The sequence below is a fragment of the Flavobacterium sp. N502536 genome, assembly GCF_025947345.1.
Taxonomy (GTDB): domain Bacteria; phylum Bacteroidota; class Bacteroidia; order Flavobacteriales; family Flavobacteriaceae; genus Flavobacterium.
In genome coordinates, this window is record NZ_CP110011.1 from 3,015,786 (window position 1) to 3,036,756 (window position 20,971).

General features: G+C 39.1%; 8 protein-coding genes. 4 read left to right on the forward strand and 4 right to left on the reverse strand.

The annotated features are described in order from the left end of the window. Positions 1-89 precede the first annotated feature (89 nt). The 4 genes from OLM61_RS12890 to OLM61_RS12905 all read right to left on the reverse strand — a co-directional run bounded on the left by OLM61_RS12890 (position 90) and on the right by OLM61_RS12905 (position 3,082). Positions 90-560 (reverse strand): hypothetical protein, encoded by a 471-nt coding sequence (locus OLM61_RS12890; RefSeq protein ID WP_264523059.1) that lies wholly within the window; start codon positions 558-560, stop codon positions 90-92. A 35-nt stretch (positions 561-595) separates the two neighbouring features. Next, positions 596-979, reverse strand: a complete 384-nt coding sequence (locus tag OLM61_RS12895) for a hypothetical protein (protein WP_264523060.1) — start codon at positions 977-979, stop codon at positions 596-598. A 177-nt stretch (positions 980-1,156) separates the two neighbouring features. Further along, positions 1,157-1,486: a hypothetical protein gene (locus OLM61_RS12900; protein ID WP_264523061.1), complete on the reverse strand. Its 330-nt coding sequence runs from the start codon at positions 1,484-1,486 to the stop codon at positions 1,157-1,159. Between the two features lie 837 nt (positions 1,487-2,323). Next, positions 2,324-3,082 carry a response regulator transcription factor gene (locus OLM61_RS12905; RefSeq protein ID WP_264523062.1) on the reverse strand — a complete coding sequence of 253 codons (759 nt, stop codon included), beginning with the start codon at positions 3,080-3,082 and terminating at the stop codon, positions 2,324-2,326. Positions 3,083-3,388: 306 nt separating this feature from the next. On the opposite strand from OLM61_RS12905, the gene OLM61_RS12910 reads away from it, so the two are divergent. The 4 genes from OLM61_RS12910 to OLM61_RS12925 all read left to right on the forward strand — a co-directional run bounded on the left by OLM61_RS12910 (position 3,389) and on the right by OLM61_RS12925 (position 20,969). Beyond that, entirely contained in the window at positions 3,389-4,021 is a 633-nt protein-coding gene (locus tag OLM61_RS12910) for a hypothetical protein (protein WP_264523063.1), read from the forward strand. Between the two features lie 253 nt (positions 4,022-4,274). Further along, positions 4,275-4,808, forward strand: a complete 534-nt coding sequence (locus tag OLM61_RS12915) for a UpxY family transcription antiterminator (RefSeq protein WP_264523064.1) — start codon at positions 4,275-4,277, stop codon at positions 4,806-4,808. Between the two features lie 175 nt (positions 4,809-4,983). Then, the gene (locus tag OLM61_RS12920) at positions 4,984-14,322 is read left to right on the forward strand and encodes a non-ribosomal peptide synthetase (protein WP_264523065.1); all 9,339 of its coding nucleotides are present in this window, start codon (positions 4,984-4,986) and stop codon (positions 14,320-14,322) included. 221 nt (positions 14,323-14,543) lie between these two features. Further along, entirely contained in the window at positions 14,544-20,969 is a 6,426-nt protein-coding gene (locus OLM61_RS12925; protein WP_264523066.1) for a non-ribosomal peptide synthetase, read from the forward strand. Positions 20,970-20,971: the final 2 nt, after the last annotated feature.

The following is a 20,971-nucleotide window of genomic DNA, read 5'->3' on the forward strand; positions in this document are numbered from 1 at the left end:
AAGTGTTTAGTCGTAAAAGTTGTTCATTGTAAAATGTTTATTGTGAAATCTAAAATCTGCAATCTAAAATCTACAATCTAAAATCCTATCTATTCATAAACATACCATCCGACCAGATCACCTTTAAAAGGGAAACTGGTGTTGTTTGCTTTAACCGAATACGTCAGATCGGCACTCAGGGTTGAAATTAAGGGGAAGAAGTTGAGATAAATACTCAGACTTCCACTCGTGGTACTTCCACCTGATTTCAAGTTAAATTCGTAAACCGGACTGGTTGGAGTCAATGATTGTATTCCTACAAAAACAGTTGCTAAATATAGCGTACAGACCACGATTTTGCCTGTGGGATCAATCTTAAATTGTATTAATAAATCACCAAAATAACGTTCTCCGGTAGTACCGCTTTCGACTAGAGGAGCAGTTATTTTTTCAAGCGGCAGAGGTATGGTATCCTGTGAAAAAGCCGTTATCGGAAATGTTACAAGCATCACTATAAATACCACTTTTAACAGGATACTTATAGGGTATGTTCGATTGGTATATGCTGTTTTTGACTTCATATAGATGTAACGGCGGAATTTTACGCAGCTATTTTTTAGGACCAGGCCGCAATTTGTTTTGCAAAAACAGCTTCGTTTTTACCATTTAAATCTGTTGCCTTTCCACGACAAATAACCTGACCGGTATCAAAGCCGAACTGGGCTTTGAAACGGATAAGACCTATCTGTATTTTTTGTGAACCCACTGTAAATTTGATGTCTACAGCTTTTGATTGCACAGGCGAAAGAGTAACCGATCCTAAAGTTCCTCCTGAAATTGTGACCGATTCTGCGGGAGAAACAGGGGTTGTTGCCTGAGCTCCTAAGGCAGAAGTGAAAGTAGTAACGGAGACTTCCATTCCTTCTACAAAAGAGACTATAGTTGTAGCGATGATGCTGTTGACTAAAATTGCATTTTGTGCATAGGGGTAAATTGCCATAATTTAGTTATAGTATAGAGGAATTTTCCTGGGCTAATTTTGTATTAAGAAGTGTAGTGCATGCCTGTAAAAGATCACTTTGTAATACAATCGTTCTTGTTGGTGATTTGGGTTTATAGGGGGCAGTTTTTGGCTTCATAAGTATGATTTACCCAGGAAATTTCCCTGATATTTTACTTAAGACCAAGTAGCAATTTGTTTCGCAAAAGCAGTTTCGTTGTTACCTTCCTGATCTGTTGCACGTCCGCTTGCTGTAACCTGTCCGCTATCAAGTCCGAATTGCGCTCTGAAGCTAATAAGGTCGATTTGCAGTTTTTGTGATCCGGCTTTAAATTCAACATTCGTAGCCGTTGGTTGTACAGGCGAAAGAGTGATTGAACCTAAATTACCTGCTGATGAACTAAAAGTAGTAACGGATACTTGCATTCCGGATACGATAGAAACTACAGTTTTTGCATTGATGCTGTTTACTAACAGTGCATCCTGTGAATAAGGATAAGTTGCCATAATTGATTTGTTTGTTGGTTTTCCTACTCATAAGGCTTTTCGGAATCCGCCTCGTTTTTTTTGTAAGTGGGTTCTGACTCCACTTTTTTAATGGTATACAATATTAGGAAATATCTAATTTCGAAAAATGCGTATAAATACTTGTTTTTAAGTTGTTTACTGTTTATTGACAAGAGAATGCTTTATTGTTTAAATTGTCTGTAGCCCCTTTAGTATTTAATGAAACGGACAACATTTATTAGATGGAGGATGTGAAATGTGAAGTGTGAAATGTGAAATGTGGAAAGAAGAAAGAAGAAAGATCTGTACAATCTGCACAATCTGCGAGAGAAAAATTATCGCGTAAGGGGATATGTCTTAGAAATGTAAAATGTGGAATGTAAAATGTGGGATGTAAGATGTAAAATGTAAAAAGTATGTGCAAGCGAAACACATTGCTCTTTCATAGCACTCTGTGTTTTATTAAAAGTGAAACGCCTTATTTTCAGCTGGAAGATCTATGTCTCTATGTGTTTAAACTATAGCCACAGATTAAAAGGATTAAAAAAAAAATCTGCTAGATCTGCTAGATCTGCGAGAAAAAAATTATCGCAGAAACATCGGTTTTAGGATGTGAAATGTAAAGTGCAAAAACTATGCACAAGAGAAACGTATTTCTCTTGTCTAGTGCTCTGTGTTTTATTAAAAGTGAAACGCCTTATTTTCAGCTGGAAAATCTATGTTCCTATGTGTTTAAGCCATAGTCGCAGAAAGACTCAACAGAAAGGAATCTCCCAACCCGAGCGATAGCGAACAGGCGAAGCAATCTGCATGAAAAAAAAATATGTATATCTGTTCTTAGATCAGTTTGTTACTGGTGGCATAGGCAATTGCCTCGGCAATATTACCAACCCCTAGTTTGGTAAACAACTTCCTCTTGTGGAACTTAATCGTATCTGCTGAAACAAACATACTCTCGGCCATATTGGCAATCGTAAACCCTCTAATAGAATACTGCAAAACCTCCTTCTCCCGGCTGGTAAGCTCTATTTTTTTCATCACCTTCCAAAAATCTCCCTCCAGGTCGTAACTGTAGATCTTATTTTCTCCTTTTTTGTAAATCTTAATATTTCCGGACTGCAATTCAGAAGAAAGAGAGATAATACAAATCGACTTCCAAATTTTTCCATCATTGGTTAAAAAAACAGGAGTCAGCTTCTGATTCACCAAAAAAGTCTTTCCATTGGGATTCTTCAAACGAAAGTCATACGAGATGGTATGATTCAAACGTTCCTCTACGGGGATATTTTGATAAAAATCAAACCCTATAGTATTGATCTTCAGTAATAAATCCAAATCCTCTTTTACCACGTACTTAAAGTAAAAGGCGTAACCCAATTCCTGAACTTCTGCCGGAGTGTGATCGCATAAGAACAATGGATTTTCGGACACGTACTCAAAACCTTTCTTTTCGTAATCAATAATATAAATACTGCTGTAAGTAGTTCTGGCAAACGCCCGGACCAATTCTAAATAATTTCCAAGTCTGCCTTTTTCATCCTCGGAGATCTTGTGAACGGTGTTGTTTGAGGAAAAAAAGTCGTTTTCAATTACCATATTTTAATATTTTTTTAACAGGATGTGAATATAGGAAAATTGAGTATATAATGTTAAAAATTTTAATATTTAACTGATAAAATTTTAATCTGGAAAGGAAGGAAGATCTTTTTTTTGACGCTTTTTTTTCACATCATGACGCCTATTTAAAAACTACACTTAAGGGTAGTTTTTAAGTAAAATACTGGAAACTAGTATTTTGTGTAATATGAAGCGTAAATTGTGGTGATAGTTTTGGAGAAAACAAACACTATGAAACTCGCCAAAAACAACCACCCAGCAATTAGTCAAAATGACATCTTACTTATGTCAAAATTTGTAGTCACAGAAAACTTCAATCACCATTCCAATGAAATTCTACCAGGTCATTATCAAAACGATATCGATGCGGTTTACAAAGAAGAAATGGGCTACTTAGAAAACTCGAAAATATTCGCTTTCAAAAACGAACAAGGTGATTTCACAGGAACCATCAGAGTTTTGAAATGGGATTTCATCACACCACTTCCGATTCAGAAAATGTTTGGTATCAATCCTTTCATCTGCGCAGAAGGAGATGCCATCAATGAAATCTGGCACATTGGACGTTTTGCCATCAAAAAAGGCGTTCGTGATGTTAACTTATTAAAAAAACTATTGGTATGTGCCATTGCACCGGTTTGCAAACACAAAGACAACATGGCTTTTGCCGAAATCGACGCTAAACTATTACGTGTATTAACCTTAATGGGAATCAAAGCTAAAATTGTTGGAAAATCAATCGAATACCTGGGATCAGAAACTATACCTGTATCCATGTCTTATAATGGACTTATAAATTTCTACAACGAAAACAAACATTTGGTTACACCGGAAGATTTTCAGCTTTCGTCTGTAAACTACAAACTACCCAATAAGGTAGTATTTAACGCTAACAAGCTGAACTACACTTTGGTGTAGTAGAATTTGAAAACCGCTATTGTAAATTTACTTCAGTAAAAATAAGTAGTTGAAACCTCAACAAACCGATTTTTACAAAGCGCTCCAAACACAATAACAATTGTACTGAGAGTTGCAACAAAAACATTATTACCAAAATTACTTCAAAGTAAAAAAGGTAAAGCTATTAAACCAAAAAACAGATCTCTAAAAAAAATAACCATGTGACTGGTAATAGCGCAGCTATGTCCGGTGACGAAAAAAACCAAATAGTATGGATCAAAAACAAGGATGGCATGTTCTTTACGTAAGGTACAGACATGAGAGTAAAGTCTACAAAGAGTTAATAGAAAAAAAACTAGAAGCTTTTTTACCGATGGCCACCAGCATCAGAAAATGGAGTGACAGAACCAAGAAAATTCAGATCCCATTATTTCCAAGTTATGTCTTTGTAAACATCAAATCCAATAAAGACTTTCATGATGCCTTAAATGTAGAAAGCGGCTGTTCGTACTTGTCATTTGGCAAAGAATACGGAAAAGTTTCTGAAGAAGAAATTGATTACATCAAGCTTTTTACCCAGGTCGAGGACATCACAGATGTTCAGATTGAACCGGTACTTCCTAAAGTAGGCGACAAACTTAAAATTGAGCATGGTGACCTTTCAGGTTTGGAATGCGAAGTTTTCAGAGTCGACAATCAGCACCGAATCAGTGTCAGACTTAGCTCTTTACGTCAAAACATCTCAGCCATCATTCCTTTGTCGTATCTATCCAATGCAACAGAAAACGTTTTTGCCAAAGCGTAATTTTTAGACTCTTCATTTCCTCGTTCTCTGAGGAAAACACCATATAAATCTTAATACAACATTCATTCCGCCCGTGTTCAATCATGGGTGCGGTTGTTTCCACCTATTCTACAAATCAAAATGGTACGATAACGTTACGTTTTCGGTATTTATTTAAATTATAAAAAGCATACTTATGAAAAATAATGTCACAAATGTGCAGAAATACATCTGGCTTGATCAGATACTTGACAACGAGTCGCCAAAATACAACATTGGCGGTTATGCATTTATTAACGGAAGTATTGATGTGGAGCGTTTTAAAACGGCCTTCCATATTCTGATTAAAGAGAACGATATTTTTTCTTTTGTTTTTGAAGAAAAGAGCGGTTTCCCTGTATATTCTATTCAGGAAGCAGACAGTGATTTGGCTTTGACCTGTATCGAAGATTGGGAAGAATCAAAAGCGATTCAGATGATCGGGAAAGATTTTGTACTTCCTTTTGATATCGAAAAGGACAAACAGCTGTACAAAATGTGGCTTATTAAAGTGGCTCCTGAATCGTATATCTGGTATTCCAAACTTCACCACATCATTTCTGACGGTTTTTCATTTCAGTTATTGTTCAATAAAGTAAAACGAATTTACGAGCAATTAGGCACCACTGTGGTGTATGATGATTTATGTATCGGAAAAAACAAACTTTCTTACGAATCTTTTATCGCATTAGACAATGCGTACAGAGCTTCGGAAGATTTTTCTATTGATAAAAACTTCTGGTTAGGCCGTTACGAAGAACTTCCTTCTTTGATCTATACGGGTACCAATAAATCAGCAGGTCACTGTAATATCGAAATTGCGCTTACCGAGGAAGAAAACGAAGCCTTATGGTCGTTTGTAAAAACAGAGAGGCTAAGTATTTTTCATTTACTTCTGGGCTGTTTCTCTATTGTATTGTCTAAATATTACAACAGAGAAGAAGTCAATTTAGGAATGCCTATTTTGAACCGTAAAAATGCTGCCGAAAAAAATACTTTCGGACCGTTTTTGAGCATGTTACCGTTAAAACTGACGTTGGAAACAACAGCATCTGTAAGCGATTTCATCAAAGAAATCAGAACTACACTTTTTACCTGTTACAGACATCAGCGTTTTCAGCAGGCCGATATATTGCGTAACCTGCCTCAGGAAACGTCAAAGCTGTATGATGTACGATTGTCGTACGAGCGTATGCAGTACGAATCTGAATTTTCAGGAAATAAAGCCACTATTCATCCCTTGTCGAATGATAGTGAGGAAGATCCTATTTCTATCCATGTTTTTGAAGATGTGGAAGGACAGCTTAGTTTTAGATTTGATATCAACGAAAAATACGTTTCAAAATTTGAAGCCAATCAGCTGATTACTTCTTTCAGAAAAGTATTAACAGAATTAAAAGACACCAGAGATACGGCTATAGCCGAAATTCAAATTTCGAGTAAAGAACAGTTAGAAGAAATTCAGGCCCTTTCAAAAGGACCAGTTGTAAACAGACCCGAAGAGACTTTTTTAAATCTTTGGGATAACGCTGTAGCAAGACATGTTTCAAAAGCAGCAGTTTCTTGTCAAACGAACATTCTAACATACGAAACGCTTGAGGCACATGCCAATACTGTAGCTTCGTATTTACAGTTTAGTGGTGTTAAAAAAGGAGATAAAGTGGGCGTAATGCTTTCGAGATCTGAAAAAAGTATTGTTGGAATTCTGGCAGCCTTAAAAGCAGGAGCAGTTTATGTACCTATTGATAACGCCTATCCGGAGGAAAGAAAACACTACATTATAAAAGATGCCGGTTTAGATTTTATCTTAACCGATTCGTTTTCAAATTCTATTGTAGAAAACATCGAATACAACATAGATCGTATCCTGGAAGAGCATACAGCAGCTGAAAATTATATTCCTGTGGCTTTGCAACCAGAAGACGAAGCTTATATTATTTATACTTCCGGTTCAACGGGAGATGCAAAAGGAGTGGTCATTAATCACCGTTCCCTATACGATTATGTCCTGACATTTGGGGTTTATTTCGGCCTTACCGAAAAAGATATTGTATTGCAGCAGGCTTCTACTGCATTTGATACTTCGGTAGAAGAAATTTTCCCGATTTTGTCTGTAGGAGGTAATTTAGTAATTGCTCATGAAACTAAGGATTTTAATGAATTGCTTAAAGACTGTGAGCGCTTTGAAGTTACCTTATTAAGCACCAATCCTTTTGTGTTACAATATCTGAATGACAGTCACAAAAGCTATAACTTAAAGATTAAAACGCTTATTAGCGGAGGCGATACGCTAAAACCACATCAGGTCGATCAGCTGATTGGCATTTACGATATTTATAATACCTACGGGCCTACAGAAAGTACCGTATGTGCGACTTATTATAAAATTGGTAAAACCGATACTCAATTTCCTATTGGAAAACCGATTACCAACAGAGGCGTTTATTTGTTGGACGGAACAACAATATTACCAAAAGGAGCCATTGGAGAAATCGGACTTTCGGGTGTAGGTTTGGCCGTTTCCTATCTGAATAAAAAAGAACTTACAGACAATGCCTTCATTCATATTAATGGAGAACGTATTTATAAAACCGGAGATTTAGGAAAATGGGGCATCGACAATAACTTAATTTTTTATGGACGAAAAGACAGTCAGTTAAGTTATAAAGGATACCGTATTGAAGTAGGAGAAATCGAGCAGGCCATACAAAAAGTAAATGCATACATCGTCGACAGTTATGTGTGTATCAACGAAGTTGCGGGTATGCCTATTTTGATTGCTTACCTGGTAGCTAACGAATCGTTTATTAATATATCTTCCTTGGTGATTGATTTAAAAAATCATTTACCGGAATTTATGATTCCGACTCACTTTGTAATCATCGACGCTATTCCTTTAATTCCTAACGGGAAAATCGATATCAAGAGTCTGCCGGAACCTAAAACTATCAACATTACCGAAGCAGTTCAGTTGCCAACCACCCAGGAAGAAAAAGAGATTGCCTCGATCTGGCAGGAATTATTGCGATTGGATCAGGTAGATGTTAACGTTAGTTTTTTCGAATTGGGAGGACATTCTCTATTGGCTAATCAGTTTATCAGCAGTCTACGTGATCAAAAAGGGATTGAATTGTCGTTAAGAGACTTTTACAAATCGCCTACAATCAAAGAAATAAGCGAGCTGGTTCCAACTTTAAATAAAAAAGAAGTCCAAAATATTAAAGCTCCTGAGCAGGAATTGTACCCCTTGTCTTTTTCACAAGACAGATTGTGGTTCTTAAATCAGCTGGATCAAACCGATACTTCTTATCACGTGTCCAGAGCCATGAAACTAAAAGGCTTTGTTGAGGTAGAGGCGTTGGAAGAAACGTTCAATAAACTGATCCAAAAACACGAGATTTTAAGAACCGTTTTTGTCAATCAGGAAGGTAAGCCGTATCAAAAAATACTTCCTCCGTTTTCTTATTCCATTCCTGTTATCGATTATACGGGTATAAAAAGTCAGGAAAACAAAGAAAAAGTAATTGCCGATTGTCTGGAAAAAATAGAGAGCCGTGCTTTTAAAATAGAAGAAGGACCACTTTTTAGAATCGAACTATTGAAATTTTCCGATCAGGAAAGTGTTGTACTCTTTTCTGAGCATCATTTAATTTTAGACGGATGGACGCAGGGTATTTTATTCAGAGATTTTGTTGATATTTATAATGAATTAAAAAGAAATCCGGATTTTGTGGTAGAGCAGCCGGAAGTTACCTTTAAAGATTATGCGTATTGGGAAAAAAACAGCCTGAACGAAAGCGTAATCAACGAAAAATTAGACTTTTGGGAAAACAAATTTGAAGGTTTTTCTAACCAACAGTTACTGCCTTTAGACTATGAAAGAACTGAAACTACCGTAAAAAAAGGCGGTACCATAGAACACGTTTTCTCATTAGATTTTTCAGAAAAACTACGTCAGTTTTCAGAAAAACAAGATGTTTCGCTGTTCATCACCATGTTAGCGGCTTTTAAAATCGTGCTGCATAAATTTAGCAATCAAACCGACATTTCTGTGGGGACTGCTGTTGCGAACAGACGTTACAAAGAATTTCAGGAAGTGCTGGGTATGATTGTCAATACCATCGCATTGCGAACTACTTTTAGCAACGATGATTCTTTAATGGCCGTACTAAACGAAGTGAAAGAAAGCTGTCTGGATGCTTATGCTAATGATGATACCCCTTTTGGTAAAGTAGTAGAAAGAATAAATCCGGAAAGAAGTTTGCACCTGCATCCTTTATTTCAATACATGTTTAGTTTTGTGAATGTTCCCATACAAAGTATGTCTCTGCTGGATGCAGATATAGAGATTTTGAAAGGGCACAATAAAACTTCCCGATTTGACATTAGTGTAGTAGTAAACACGGTATACGAGCAAATTGATTCTTTAACAGATAACACACCAGACCGAAGAATTTCAGTAGAATGGGATTATAATGCGGCCATCTTTAAATATGCGACAATGAAACGTGTTTTAAAGGCTTACCTTAAAGTTTTGGTCGCTCTTGTTGAAAATCCAACACAATCTTTAGCGACTTTAGACTACATTTCTACTGCAGAGAAAGCAACCCTTTTGCAGGATTTTAATACTACAAAAGCAGAATTACCATTAAACACAACAGCAGTTGCACTATTTGAGGAGCAGGCAGCCAAAACTCCTGATGCCGTAGCAGTGGTATTCGAGGAGAGATCCCTGACCTATAAAGAACTGGATGCGATGTCCAATCAGCTGGCGCATTATTTACTGAACCAGTATGAGATAAACACCGAAGACCTGATCACCGTAAAACTAGACCGCAGTGAGTGGATTTATATTTCCTTATTGGCTGTTTTAAAAACGGGAGGCGCCTATGTGCCAATCGATCCGACCTATCCGGAACAAAGAATTGCTTATATTGAGCAAGACAGTAAATGTAAAGTTGTTATTGACGAGAAGTTATTGGCGAATTTCATATCCCGTCAGGACAATTATTCAACTACATCACCTGTCATTTCTCTAAGTCCGGAGAACCTGATGTATGTTATTTATACATCGGGTTCCACAGGTCAGCCAAAAGGAGTGATGATCGAACACAAAAGTTTAGTCAACTATATCACCAACCAGAGAGAAGAATTTGGATTTGGTTTAGAAGAGCGTGTAGTACAATTTTCAAACAACGCCTTTGATGCTTCTATGGAACAAATCTTTTTGGCCCTGCTTAGCGGAGCCACACTGATAGGTGTATCCAAAGACCGCATCATTGATCCGGCAGATTTTGTAAACGTATTACAGGAATATGGGGTAACACACCTGCATGCCACCCCGGGTTATTTGTCGCATCTGGAGAATCTTTCCACTTGTAGAACCTTAAGAAGAATTGTTGCCGCAGGAGAAATCTGCCCTAAAAACCTGGCTGAAAAAATGGTGAAAATTGCCGACTTCTATAACAAGTACGGTCCAACAGAAGCCACCATCAGTGCCACCATGTGCAGAGTGGATAAAAGCGATCTTCAAAGCAACCATATTCCTATAGGCAAACCCCTAAAAGGAAGCGAATTGTACATCTTATCCGATAACCTGACCCTAAAACCAGTAGGTGTATTCGGAGAACTGTGCATCTCAGGAGACAGTCTCTCCCGAGGATACCTGAATAACGAAGAACTAACAGCAGAGAAATTTGTACCTCATCCTTTTATCGAAGGTGCAAAACTTTATAAAACAGGCGATTTAGGCCGATGGTTAGCCGATGGAAACATTGAATATTCAGGCCGAAAAGACTATCAGGTAAAAGTAAGAGGACACCGCATTGAACTCGGAGAAATCGAACATGCTCTATTGTCTCAGGAAAACATCAATCAGTGCGTAGTAACCGTGCAGGAGATAGAAGCAGAACCCGCAATTGTAGCCTATCTGGTCGGCGAGAAACCAGTAGACAAGCAAGAACTGCGTTCCCTTTTAAGTCGCCAGCTGCCAGATTATATGGTACCGGGTTACTACGTTCAGGTGGATGCTATCACTTTAACGGCTCATGGTAAAATCGATCTTAAAGCCTTGCCGGCAATAGGTACAAACGATCTTGTACAGCAAAAATACACCGCTCCGGTAACCGCTTTAGAGCAACAATTGGCAGCCATTTGGGAAGAAGTACTGGGGATAAAAACCATTGGTACCACAGACAACTTCTTCGAATTAGGCGGACACAGCTTAAAAGTCATCTTAGTAACCAATAAAATCAACCGTCAGCTAGGGTATCAAATCAGCGTAAAAGACGTCTTTTTAAACCCTACCATCTCGGGGATCATCAGCAAACTAGAGACCGCAGCTTACACTGCGATCCCTAAAGCCGAAGAACAGTCAAGCTATGTTTTGACCTCTTCTCAGCACCGCTTATGGATATTAAGCCAGTTTGAAGGAGGGAATCAGGCGTACAACATCCCGGGTTCGTTTGAACTCGAAGGAACTTTAAATGCAGAACACCTAAACCAGGCCTTTAAAGCTGTTATTAGCCGACATGAAATTTTAAGAACTTCTTTCAAACGAAATGAAGAAGGAGAAGTGCGTCAATTCATCATTGATCCTTCAGACGTAGACTTTAAAATTGAGTATGCCGATTTCACTACAGTGGAAAATCAGCAACAGGCAGTAGAAAAAAGAGTAGAGCAGTACGCTCAACATCCATTTGATTTAGCACAGGCACCCTTAGTAAATGCACAGCTTGTAAAATTATCAGAAAACCGACACCTGTTACTCTTTAACATGCATCATATCATTAGTGATGGCTGGTCGATGGGAATTTTGAGCAACGAACTTATCACGATTTACGATCATTTAGTTCAGAACAAAACCATCAGTCTGCCCGAACTTAGCCTGCAATACAAAGACTATGCAAGCTGGATCAGAAGCGAGGAACAAACCGTTAAACAAAAGAAATCAGAAGCTTATTGGCTGGATATCTTTAGCGGTAACCTGCCGGTAATAGAACTTCCGACAGACAAAATGAGGCCAAAAATGAAGACCTATGCCGGCGATTCCATCACCCATAGCTTCACCAAAGAAACAAGTGTCCATTTGCAAACCTATTCCGAAAAGCACAACAGCAGCCTCTTTATGGTTTTAATGGCCGGAATCAACGGATTACTCTCGAGATACACCAACAGCAGAGACCTAATTTTAGGAACACCAATAGCAGGAAGAGAACACAGTGATTTAGAAAATCAAATCGGACTCTACCTCAACACTCTGGCCATTCGAACTACATTTGAAGAAAACGCCAGTTTTGAAGAACTATTAACCATACAAAAAGATACTTTATTAAATGCCTATTCGCATCAGGAATACCCATTGGACAACCTGGTAGAAGAACTGGGATTGGGAAGAGATACAAGCCGATCAGCACTTTTTGATATACTCGTAGTATTGCAAAATCAACAAGATTTGTTTGCATCAGACCTGCAAATAGAAGGTTTAACCCTAACACCTTATAACGAACATCAAAGAAAAGTCAGTCAGTTTGATCTAAGTTTCCTTTTTTCAGAAAAAGAAGGACAACTGACTTTACACATCGAATACAACACCGATATTTATGAAGCAGAATTTGTAACGCGCTTAGCCGACCATTTGGATACTTTTTTAACAGAGGCCATCCAAAATCCGGAACAAAAAGTAGCCACAGTCAACTACCTGAGCAAAGCTGAAACCACCCAATTGCTGGAGGATTTTAATGACACCGCAATACCGTATCCTAAGGATCACACTATGGTTGACTTATTTGTGTTTCAGGCAGAGAAAACTCCGGAGCAGATTGCTTTGGTAACCGATGCCAAAAGTTTTACCTATCAGGAACTTGATGAAATCTCTAACGAGCTTTCGCACTATTTGTTAAGTAATTACAACTTAGCCGTAGAAGATTTAGTAGGTGTAAAACTGGACCGCAGCGAGTGGTTACCGATAGCCTTACTGGCTGTTTTAAAATCGGGTTGCGCTTATGTTCCGATCGATCCGAACTATCCGGCGCAGCGAATTGCGTATATCGAACAGGACAGTAAATGTAAAATAACCATAGACGACAGCTTTATAACAGCTTTCAAACAAGCAGCACCGATTTCAAAATCGCTTCCAAAGGTATCTTTTGGGGCAGACAATCTGGCTTACATCATTTACACCTCTGGTTCCACAGGAAAACCAAAAGGCGTTATGATCACCCATCAGAATGGGGTAGCGATGTTATGCTGGTCACAAAGAGAATTTAGCGATACCGATTTTGACATCTTATACGCCGTAACCTCACATTGTTTTGATTTGTCCGTTTATGAATTTTTCTACCCTTGGAGCATCGGAAAACAAATCCGTTTATTGCAAAATGGACTAGCGATAGGAGCGTACATCAACAGCGATAAAAAAGTATTAATCAATACCGTTCCTTCGGTGATTCATAGCCATATCGAAAAAGGCGTTTCATTTGAAAACGCAGCAGGGATTAACCTTGCCGGAGAAGCATTTCCGGTAAGCATTGCCAATCATTTTACGAACTCAGGCATAGCCGTGAGAAACTTATACGGTCCTTCAGAAGACACCACTTACAGCAGTTATTACAGAGTAGAAGGAACCTATGAAAATTCAGTGCCTATTGGAAAAGCTTTAGACAATACCCAGTTTTACATTCTCTCAGAAGCCCTGGCCTTGCAGCCTGTAGGCGTTATTGGAGAAATCTGTATCTCGGGCGACGGCTTGTCCAGAGGATACTTGTACCAACCTGAATTAACGGCAGAAAAGTTTATCACCAACCCTTTTAACGAGAGTACAAAACTCTACAAAACAGGAGATTTGGGCAAATGGTTACCAGATGGTACCATCGCCTACATAGGCCGAAAAGACAGTCAGGTTAAAATCAGAGGCCACAGAGTAGAACTTGGAGAAATCGAACAGGTATTACAATCTCAGCAAGACATCGATCAGTGTGTCGTGGTAACCGCAACCGTTCAGGGCGATCCTGTAATTGTAAGTTACCTTGTGAGTGCAACAGTTGTAGACAAACAACAGCTTCGCCTGTCACTGGGACGCGAATTACCCGACTATATGTTACCGAGTTACTATGTGTTTTTAGACAAATTTCCACTTACACCAAACGGTAAGATCGACAAAAAAGCACTGCCGCCGGTAAGTCAGGCCGATGTAATTCAACTGGAATACATCGCACCTATCGACGAAATAGAGGCAAAACTGGTCGACATATGGCAGGATATCCTAAAACTGGACAGAATTGGTACAACCGATAATTTCTTCGAACTGGGTGGAAATAGTTTGAAAGCCACCGTTTTAATCAACAGAATAAACAGGGCTTTTGATACGAGATTCTCTATTCAGGACTTGTATGAGGCTCAGGAAATCAAAGGAGTTTCTAAAAAACTAAAATTTATCCTGTATCAAAATCAGTTAGCAGTAGAAACAGCTGATGATCTGGATGAGATATTGATATAGAATTTAATCGCGAGTTTCGTTTTATATCATAAGCATGGCTGTATTTTATGGCCATGCTTTTTTTTCAGTAGCTGCTGCCTTCTTTTGGAGCATAATGCACAGCAATACTAAGTTTAACATCAGGCAATACCATAAGCCTGCTTGCTTGTTGGTCTTGGGATAATAGTAATATGGTTTTAAAAAATCATATCAACATTCCAACTTACTCTAAAAATCATATCATGAAAGAGAATTTAATAAAAAAGTTACAATCCTTAAATATCAGACTTCGGGTAGAAAACGGGGATTTGAAAATTAATGCTCCGAAAGGTGCTTTGACTCCTGAAATTATTGAAAGTATTAAAGCCTGTAAAAATGAGCTGATCAAACTGCTTTCCTCTTCAGAATCGATTCCTAAAGCAATGATCAAAGATTTTTATGCGCTTACTTCGTCCCAACAGCAACTGTGGACTTTAAGTCAGTTTGAAGGAGGTAATTCAGCTTATAATATTTTTGATGCCTATGAATTTAAAGGCGTGTTAAATTTTGAAAAGCTCAATCAGACTTTTAAGATTTTAATAGAACGACATGAGAGTTTACGTACTGTTTTTAAAGAAGACGAACAGGGAATTTTGGGACAGTATATTATTCCCTTTGTCCAATACAGCGGGGTTTTACAGTTTACAGATTTAAATAATGCCACTGCCGAAGTGTTGAGTAATCATGCTAATGCGCTTCAAAAACATGCTTTTGACTTAGAAAAAGGACCACTTTTTTTAGGAGAGATCGTAAAGGCAGCCGCAGATCATCACATACTGATGCTCAACATGCACCATATTATCGGCGATGGTTGGTCTATGGGCGTATTGAGTAAAGAGTTTATGAGCATTTACAATGCCCTGGCCATAGGAAATGAGGTGCTATTACCGGAATTGACTATTCAGTACAAAGATTATTCAGAATGGCAAAAAAGTCCGTCCAGACAGGCCGCACTCGAAAAGTCCAAAGCCGCATGGTTAGAGACATTCTCACGCGATTTACCTCTTTTGGAACTACCAACTGACAGGACAAGGCCTAAGCTTAAAACATATAACGGTTCAGGAGTATATCATTTTTTTTCAAAAGAAAGTACCACCGCATTTAATTCGTATGCACAGCAAAAAGGTGTAACCCTTTTTATGCTTTTAATGACTGGAATAAACGGCTTACTCTCCAGATATGCCAATACCAGAGATATTATTTTGGGAACTCCCGTAGCGGGAAGAAAACACGGCGATTTAGAAAATCAGGTGGGCTTGTATTTAAACACACTGGCGATCCGAACGACATTTGAAGAAACAGCAAGTTTTGAAGAATTATTGACTCTTCAAAAAGAAACCTTATTAAAAGCCTATTCCCATCAGGATTATCCTTTTGACAGCCTTATAGAAGCACTTGATCTTAAAAGAGATCTGAGTCGATCAGTTTTGTTTGATGTTTTAGTGGTATTTCAAAACCAGGAAGAGTTATTAACCTCTGAAGGGTTAGTACTAAACGGTCTTGAAATAACGCCTTATAAAAATCTGGAAAAGTCCTTTAGCAAGTTTGACTTAAACTTTTCTTTTTCAGAGAAACAAGGTCAATTGTCCTTAGTTATAGATTACAATACCGATATTTACGAATTGGATTTTATAACGCGTTTGGCGTCTCATTTGGATTGTTTTTTAACAAAAGGAATCCAAAATCCGGATCAGAAAGTAGCTACTCTCGACTATCTATCAGCCTCTGAGAGAGCAACCCTTTTGGAAGATTTCAGCACTTCAAAATCAGAAGCAGCATTAGCCACTACAGCAGTTGCAAAGTTCGCACAGCAGGTTGCGCAGACTCCGGATGCCACGGCAATAGTTTTTGAAGACAGTTCGCTGACTTACAAAGAACTGGATGAACTGTCCAGTCAGCTGGCACATTATTTATTGAGTAACTACGAAATAAAAACAGAAGACCTCATTGCCGTAAAATTAGAACGCAGCGAGTGGATTTACATCTCACTGTTGGCCGTACTGAAAACGGGAGGCGCCTATGTTCCTATAGATCCGGGCTATCCGGAGCAAAGAATTGCTTACATCGAACAAGACAGCAACTGTAAAGTCATCATCGATGAAAACCTATTATTGAACTTTAAAAACCAGCAAAACCAATACAAAATCACCCCGCCTTCAATCGCGTTGACTCCGGAGAATCTGATGTATGTCATTTACACCTCAGGCTCAACAGGACAACCCAAAGGTGTGATGATCGAACACAAAAGTTTAGTGAGTTACATCCTAAACCAAAAAGAAGAATTTGGATTTGATGCGTCCGATCGTATCGTACAATTCTCCAACAACGCTTTTGATGCGTCGATGGAGCAAATTTTTTTAGCGCTGCTTAGTGGAGCCACATTAGTAGGTGTGCCAAAAGAGCGTATTATTGATCCGGCCGATTTTACAAACGTATTACAGCAAAATGAGATAACCCATCTGCATGCCACACCGGGTTATTTGTCACATTTAGAAAATCTTTCCAGCTGCAAAACCCTAAGAAGAATTGTTGCGGCAGGAGAAGTATGCCCAAAAAATTTGGCCGAAAAAATGATCAAAATAGCCGACTTCTACAACAAGTACGGTCCGACAGAAGCCACCATCAGCGCCGTCATGGGCAACGTTGATTCAGACGATCTGCAAAGAAATGGTATTCCAATCGGAAAGCCTTTAAAAGACAGTCAGATCTATATCCTGTCCGATAACCTGTCGGTACAACCCATAGGTGTTTTGGGCGAACTCTGTATTTCAGGCAACAGTCTGTCCAGAGGATACCTGAACAATTCCGAACTGACAGCAGAAAAATTTGTAACTCATCCCTTTGTTGAAGGAGCCAAGCTCTATAAAACAGGCGATTTGGGCAAATGGCTTGCAGACGGAAGTATCGAACTCTCAGGCCGTAAAGACGATCAGGTAAAAGTAAGAGGCCACCGAATCGAACTCGGAGAAATCGAACACGCTCTGTTATCACAAGACAACATCAGTCAGTGCGTTGTAGCCGTACAAAACATAGACGAAGAACCCGCAATAGTAGTGTATCTGGTAGCCGAAAACCCAATAGACAAACAAGAACTGCGTACCAAACTAAGCCATCATTTACCGGATTATATGATCCCGGGTTATTACCTGCAGGTAGAGCATATCGCCTTGACCCCACACGGTAAAGTCGATATGAAAGCCTTGCCGGCAGTGAGTGCAGATCATATTGTGCAGCAAAAATATACCGCTCCGGTGACCACCTTAGAGAAACAGCTCGCTGCAATTTGGGAAGAAATACTGGGCATCAAAACCATTGGAACCACAGACAACTTCTTCGAACTTGGCGGACACAGTCTGAAAGTAATTTTGGTAGCCAACAAAATCAACCGTCAATTAGGCTATCAAATCAGTGTAAAAGACGTCTTTTTAAACCCGACCATCTCAGGAATCATCAGCAAACTTGAGGCAGGAACTTTTAGCGCCATACCCAAAGCAGAGAAACAGGAAAGCTACGTTTTAAGCTCTTCTCAACACCGACTATGGATCGCGAGCCAGTTTGAAGGCGGCAGTCAGGCCTACAACATTCCCGGTGTGTTTGAATTAGAAGGAGATTTAAACACAGCGCAATTAGAAGCAGCATTTAGCCTCCTTATTGCCCGACATGAAACCCTAAGAACCTCTTTCAAACGAGATGATCAGGGAGAAGTGCGTCAATTCATCACTGATGCCGAAGCCATAGATTTCGAAGTAAATTATGAAGATCTCAGCACAATCGAAGATGCAAAAGAAGCCCTCGGGGACAAAATTGCCCAAAGCTATCAACACCAGTTTGATCTGGAGAAAGCTCCTTTGGTAAACCTGAAACTCATCCGATTATCAGAAAAGAAACACCTGTTGCTTTTCAATATGCATCATATTATTAGTGATGGCTGGTCGATGGGAATTTTAAGCAACGAACTCATCACGATTTACGATCATCTCATACAAAATAAAACGATCCATCTTCCGGAACTAAGTATACAATATAAAGACTATGCGACCTGGATGAGAAGCGAAGAACAAACTGTTAAACTAAAAAAATCAGAAGAATACTGGCTCAATATCTTTAGCGGTAGCCTTCCGGTACTGGAGCTTCCGACAGAGAAAGTGCGACCAAGAATAAAAACCTATGCCGGAGATTCCATCAACTACAACTTCGCAAAAGAAACAAGTAGTAAGCTGAAAGTTTTTTCAGAGCAACACAACAGCAGTCTTTTCATGGTCTTGATGGCCGGTATAAACGGATTACTCTCGAGATATGCGAACACCAGAGACCTTATTTTAGGGACACCGATTGCCGGAAGAGAACACAGTGATCTGGAAAACCAAATAGGACTTTATCTGAACACCCTGGCCATTCGAACCATATTTGAAGAAAATGCCAGTTTTGAAGAATTACTGACGATCGAAAAAGAAACCTTGCTAAACGCCTATTCGCATCAGGAATATCCGCTCGATAATCTGGCAGAACAACTGGGTTTAGGCAGAGACACCAGCCGATCAGCCCTCTTTGATGTACTGGTCGTATTGCAAAATCAGCAGGGTTTATTTGCCTCAAATGCGGTACAAATAGAAAGTTTAACCTTAAAACCGTACAAAGCCAACCCAAGAAAAGTAAGTCAGTTCGATTTAAGTCTCGTCTTCTCAGAACAAGCAGGAGAACTAAGTTTGCACATCGAGTATAATACTGATATTTATGAATCAGAATTTGTAGCACGTTTGGCTTCCCACTTGGAAACCTTTTTAACAGAGGCCATCCAAAATCCGGAGCAAAAAGTAGCCACACTCAACTACCTGAGCAAAGCCGAGACCACCCAATTGCTGGAGGATTTTAACGACACAGCAACAGCGTATCCTAAGGATCAGACTACGGTCTACTTATTTGTGTCTCAGGCAAAGAAAAGCCCGGAGCAGATTGCTTTGGTGACAGATGCTAAAAGTTTTACCTACAAGGAACTCGATGAAATCTCCAACGAGCTTTCGCACTATTTGTTAAGCAATTACAACTTAGCTGTAGAAGATTTAGTAGGGGTAAAACTGGACCGCAGCGAATGGCTGCCTATTGCCTTATTGGCGGTTTTAAAATCGGGTTGTGCTTATGTTCCGATTGATCCCAACTATCCGGCACAAAGAATAGAATACATCGAACAGGACAGTAAATGTAAAATCACCATAGACAATAACTTTATAGCAGCTTTCAAACAGGCAGCACCGATTTCAAAATCGCTTCCAAAGGTATCTTTTAATCCGGATCATCTGGCTTATATCATTTACACCTCGGGTTCCACAGGAAAACCCAAAGGCGTTATGATCACCCATCAGAATGCTGTAGCGATGTTATGCTGGTCACAAAGAGAATTTAGCGATACCGATTTTGATACTTTATACGCCGTAACCTCACATTGTTTCGATCTGTCGGTTTACGAATTTTTCTATCCGTTAAGCATTGGAAAGCAAATACGATTACTGGCCAACGGCTTATCAATAGGAGACTATATCCAGAACGATAAAAACGTATTAATCAATACCGTTCCTTCTGTAATCCTTACCCTGATTGAAAAAGGAACCACTTTTGAGAATGCTGCGGGTATCAACCTTGCCGGAGAAGCATTCCCGGTAAGCATTGCTAATCATTTTGCAGCCTCAGGCATAGCCGTGAGAAACCTGTACGGTCCTTCAGAAGATACTACCTACAGCAGTTATTACAGAGTAGAAGGAACTTATGAAAGCTCGGTGCCTATTGGGAAAGCCTTAGACAATACGCAGTTTTACATCCTCTCAGAAGACCTGGCGTTACAGCCTGTGGGAGTAATTGGCGAAATCTGTATCTCAGGCGATGGCTTGTCCAGAGGATATTTGTACCAGCCTGAACTCACAGCAGAAAAGTTTATTGTAAATCCTTTTAACGACACTACCAAACTCTACAAAACAGGTGATTTGGGTAAATGGTTACCAGATGGTACCATCGCCTACATAGGCCGAAAAGACAGTCAGGTTAAAATCAGAGGACATCGTATTGAACTGGGTGAGATCGAGCAGGTACTACAATCTCAGGAAGGCATCGATCAGTGTGTCGTAATCTCGACAACTGTGCAGGATGACCCAGTCATTGTAAGTTATCTGGTAAGTGCCGCAACCATAAACAAACAACAGCTTCGCCAGTCACTTTTGCGTGAACTGCCGGAATATATGCTGCCAAGTTATTATGTGTTTTTAGAGCAATTTCCGCTTACACCAAACGGTAAGATCGACAAAAAAGCGTTACCACCGGTAAGCACAGACGACCTTATCCAACAGGAATATGTTGCTCCGACCAACGAAATAGAGGAGAAACTGGTAGTCATATGGCAGGACATCTTAAAATTAGAGAAAATAGGAATCACCAATAATTTCTTCGAACTGGGAGGAAACAGTTTAAAAGCTACCGTCCTAATCAACAGAATCAACAAGGCTTTTGATACGAGATTCTCTATTCAGGATTTGTATGAAACTCAGGATGTTATTGGGATTTCCAAAAAACTAAAATTCATTCTTTTTCAAAATCAGTTAGCGGTAGAAACAGCGGATGATTTGGATGAGATACTAATCTAAAA

What these genes read in the sequence shown, in the direction of transcription:
- OLM61_RS12915 (WP_264523064.1), top strand. Translation starts at nt 4,275, where the DNA reads ATGGATCAAAAACAAGGATGGCATGTTCTTTACGTAAGGTACAGACAT.
- OLM61_RS12900 (WP_264523061.1), bottom strand. Translation starts at nt 1,486, where the DNA reads ATGGCAACTTATCCTTATTCACAGGATGCACTGTTAGTAAACAGCATC.
- OLM61_RS12910 (WP_264523063.1), top strand. Translation starts at nt 3,389, where the DNA reads ATGTCAAAATTTGTAGTCACAGAAAACTTCAATCACCATTCCAATGAA.
- OLM61_RS12895 (WP_264523060.1), bottom strand. Translation starts at nt 979, where the DNA reads ATGGCAATTTACCCCTATGCACAAAATGCAATTTTAGTCAACAGCATC.
- OLM61_RS12890 (WP_264523059.1), bottom strand. Translation starts at nt 560, where the DNA reads ATGAAGTCAAAAACAGCATATACCAATCGAACATACCCTATAAGTATC.
- OLM61_RS12920 (WP_264523065.1), top strand. Translation starts at nt 4,984, where the DNA reads ATGAAAAATAATGTCACAAATGTGCAGAAATACATCTGGCTTGATCAG.
- OLM61_RS12925 (WP_264523066.1), top strand. Translation starts at nt 14,544, where the DNA reads ATGAAAGAGAATTTAATAAAAAAGTTACAATCCTTAAATATCAGACTT.
- OLM61_RS12905 (WP_264523062.1), bottom strand. Translation starts at nt 3,082, where the DNA reads ATGGTAATTGAAAACGACTTTTTTTCCTCAAACAACACCGTTCACAAG.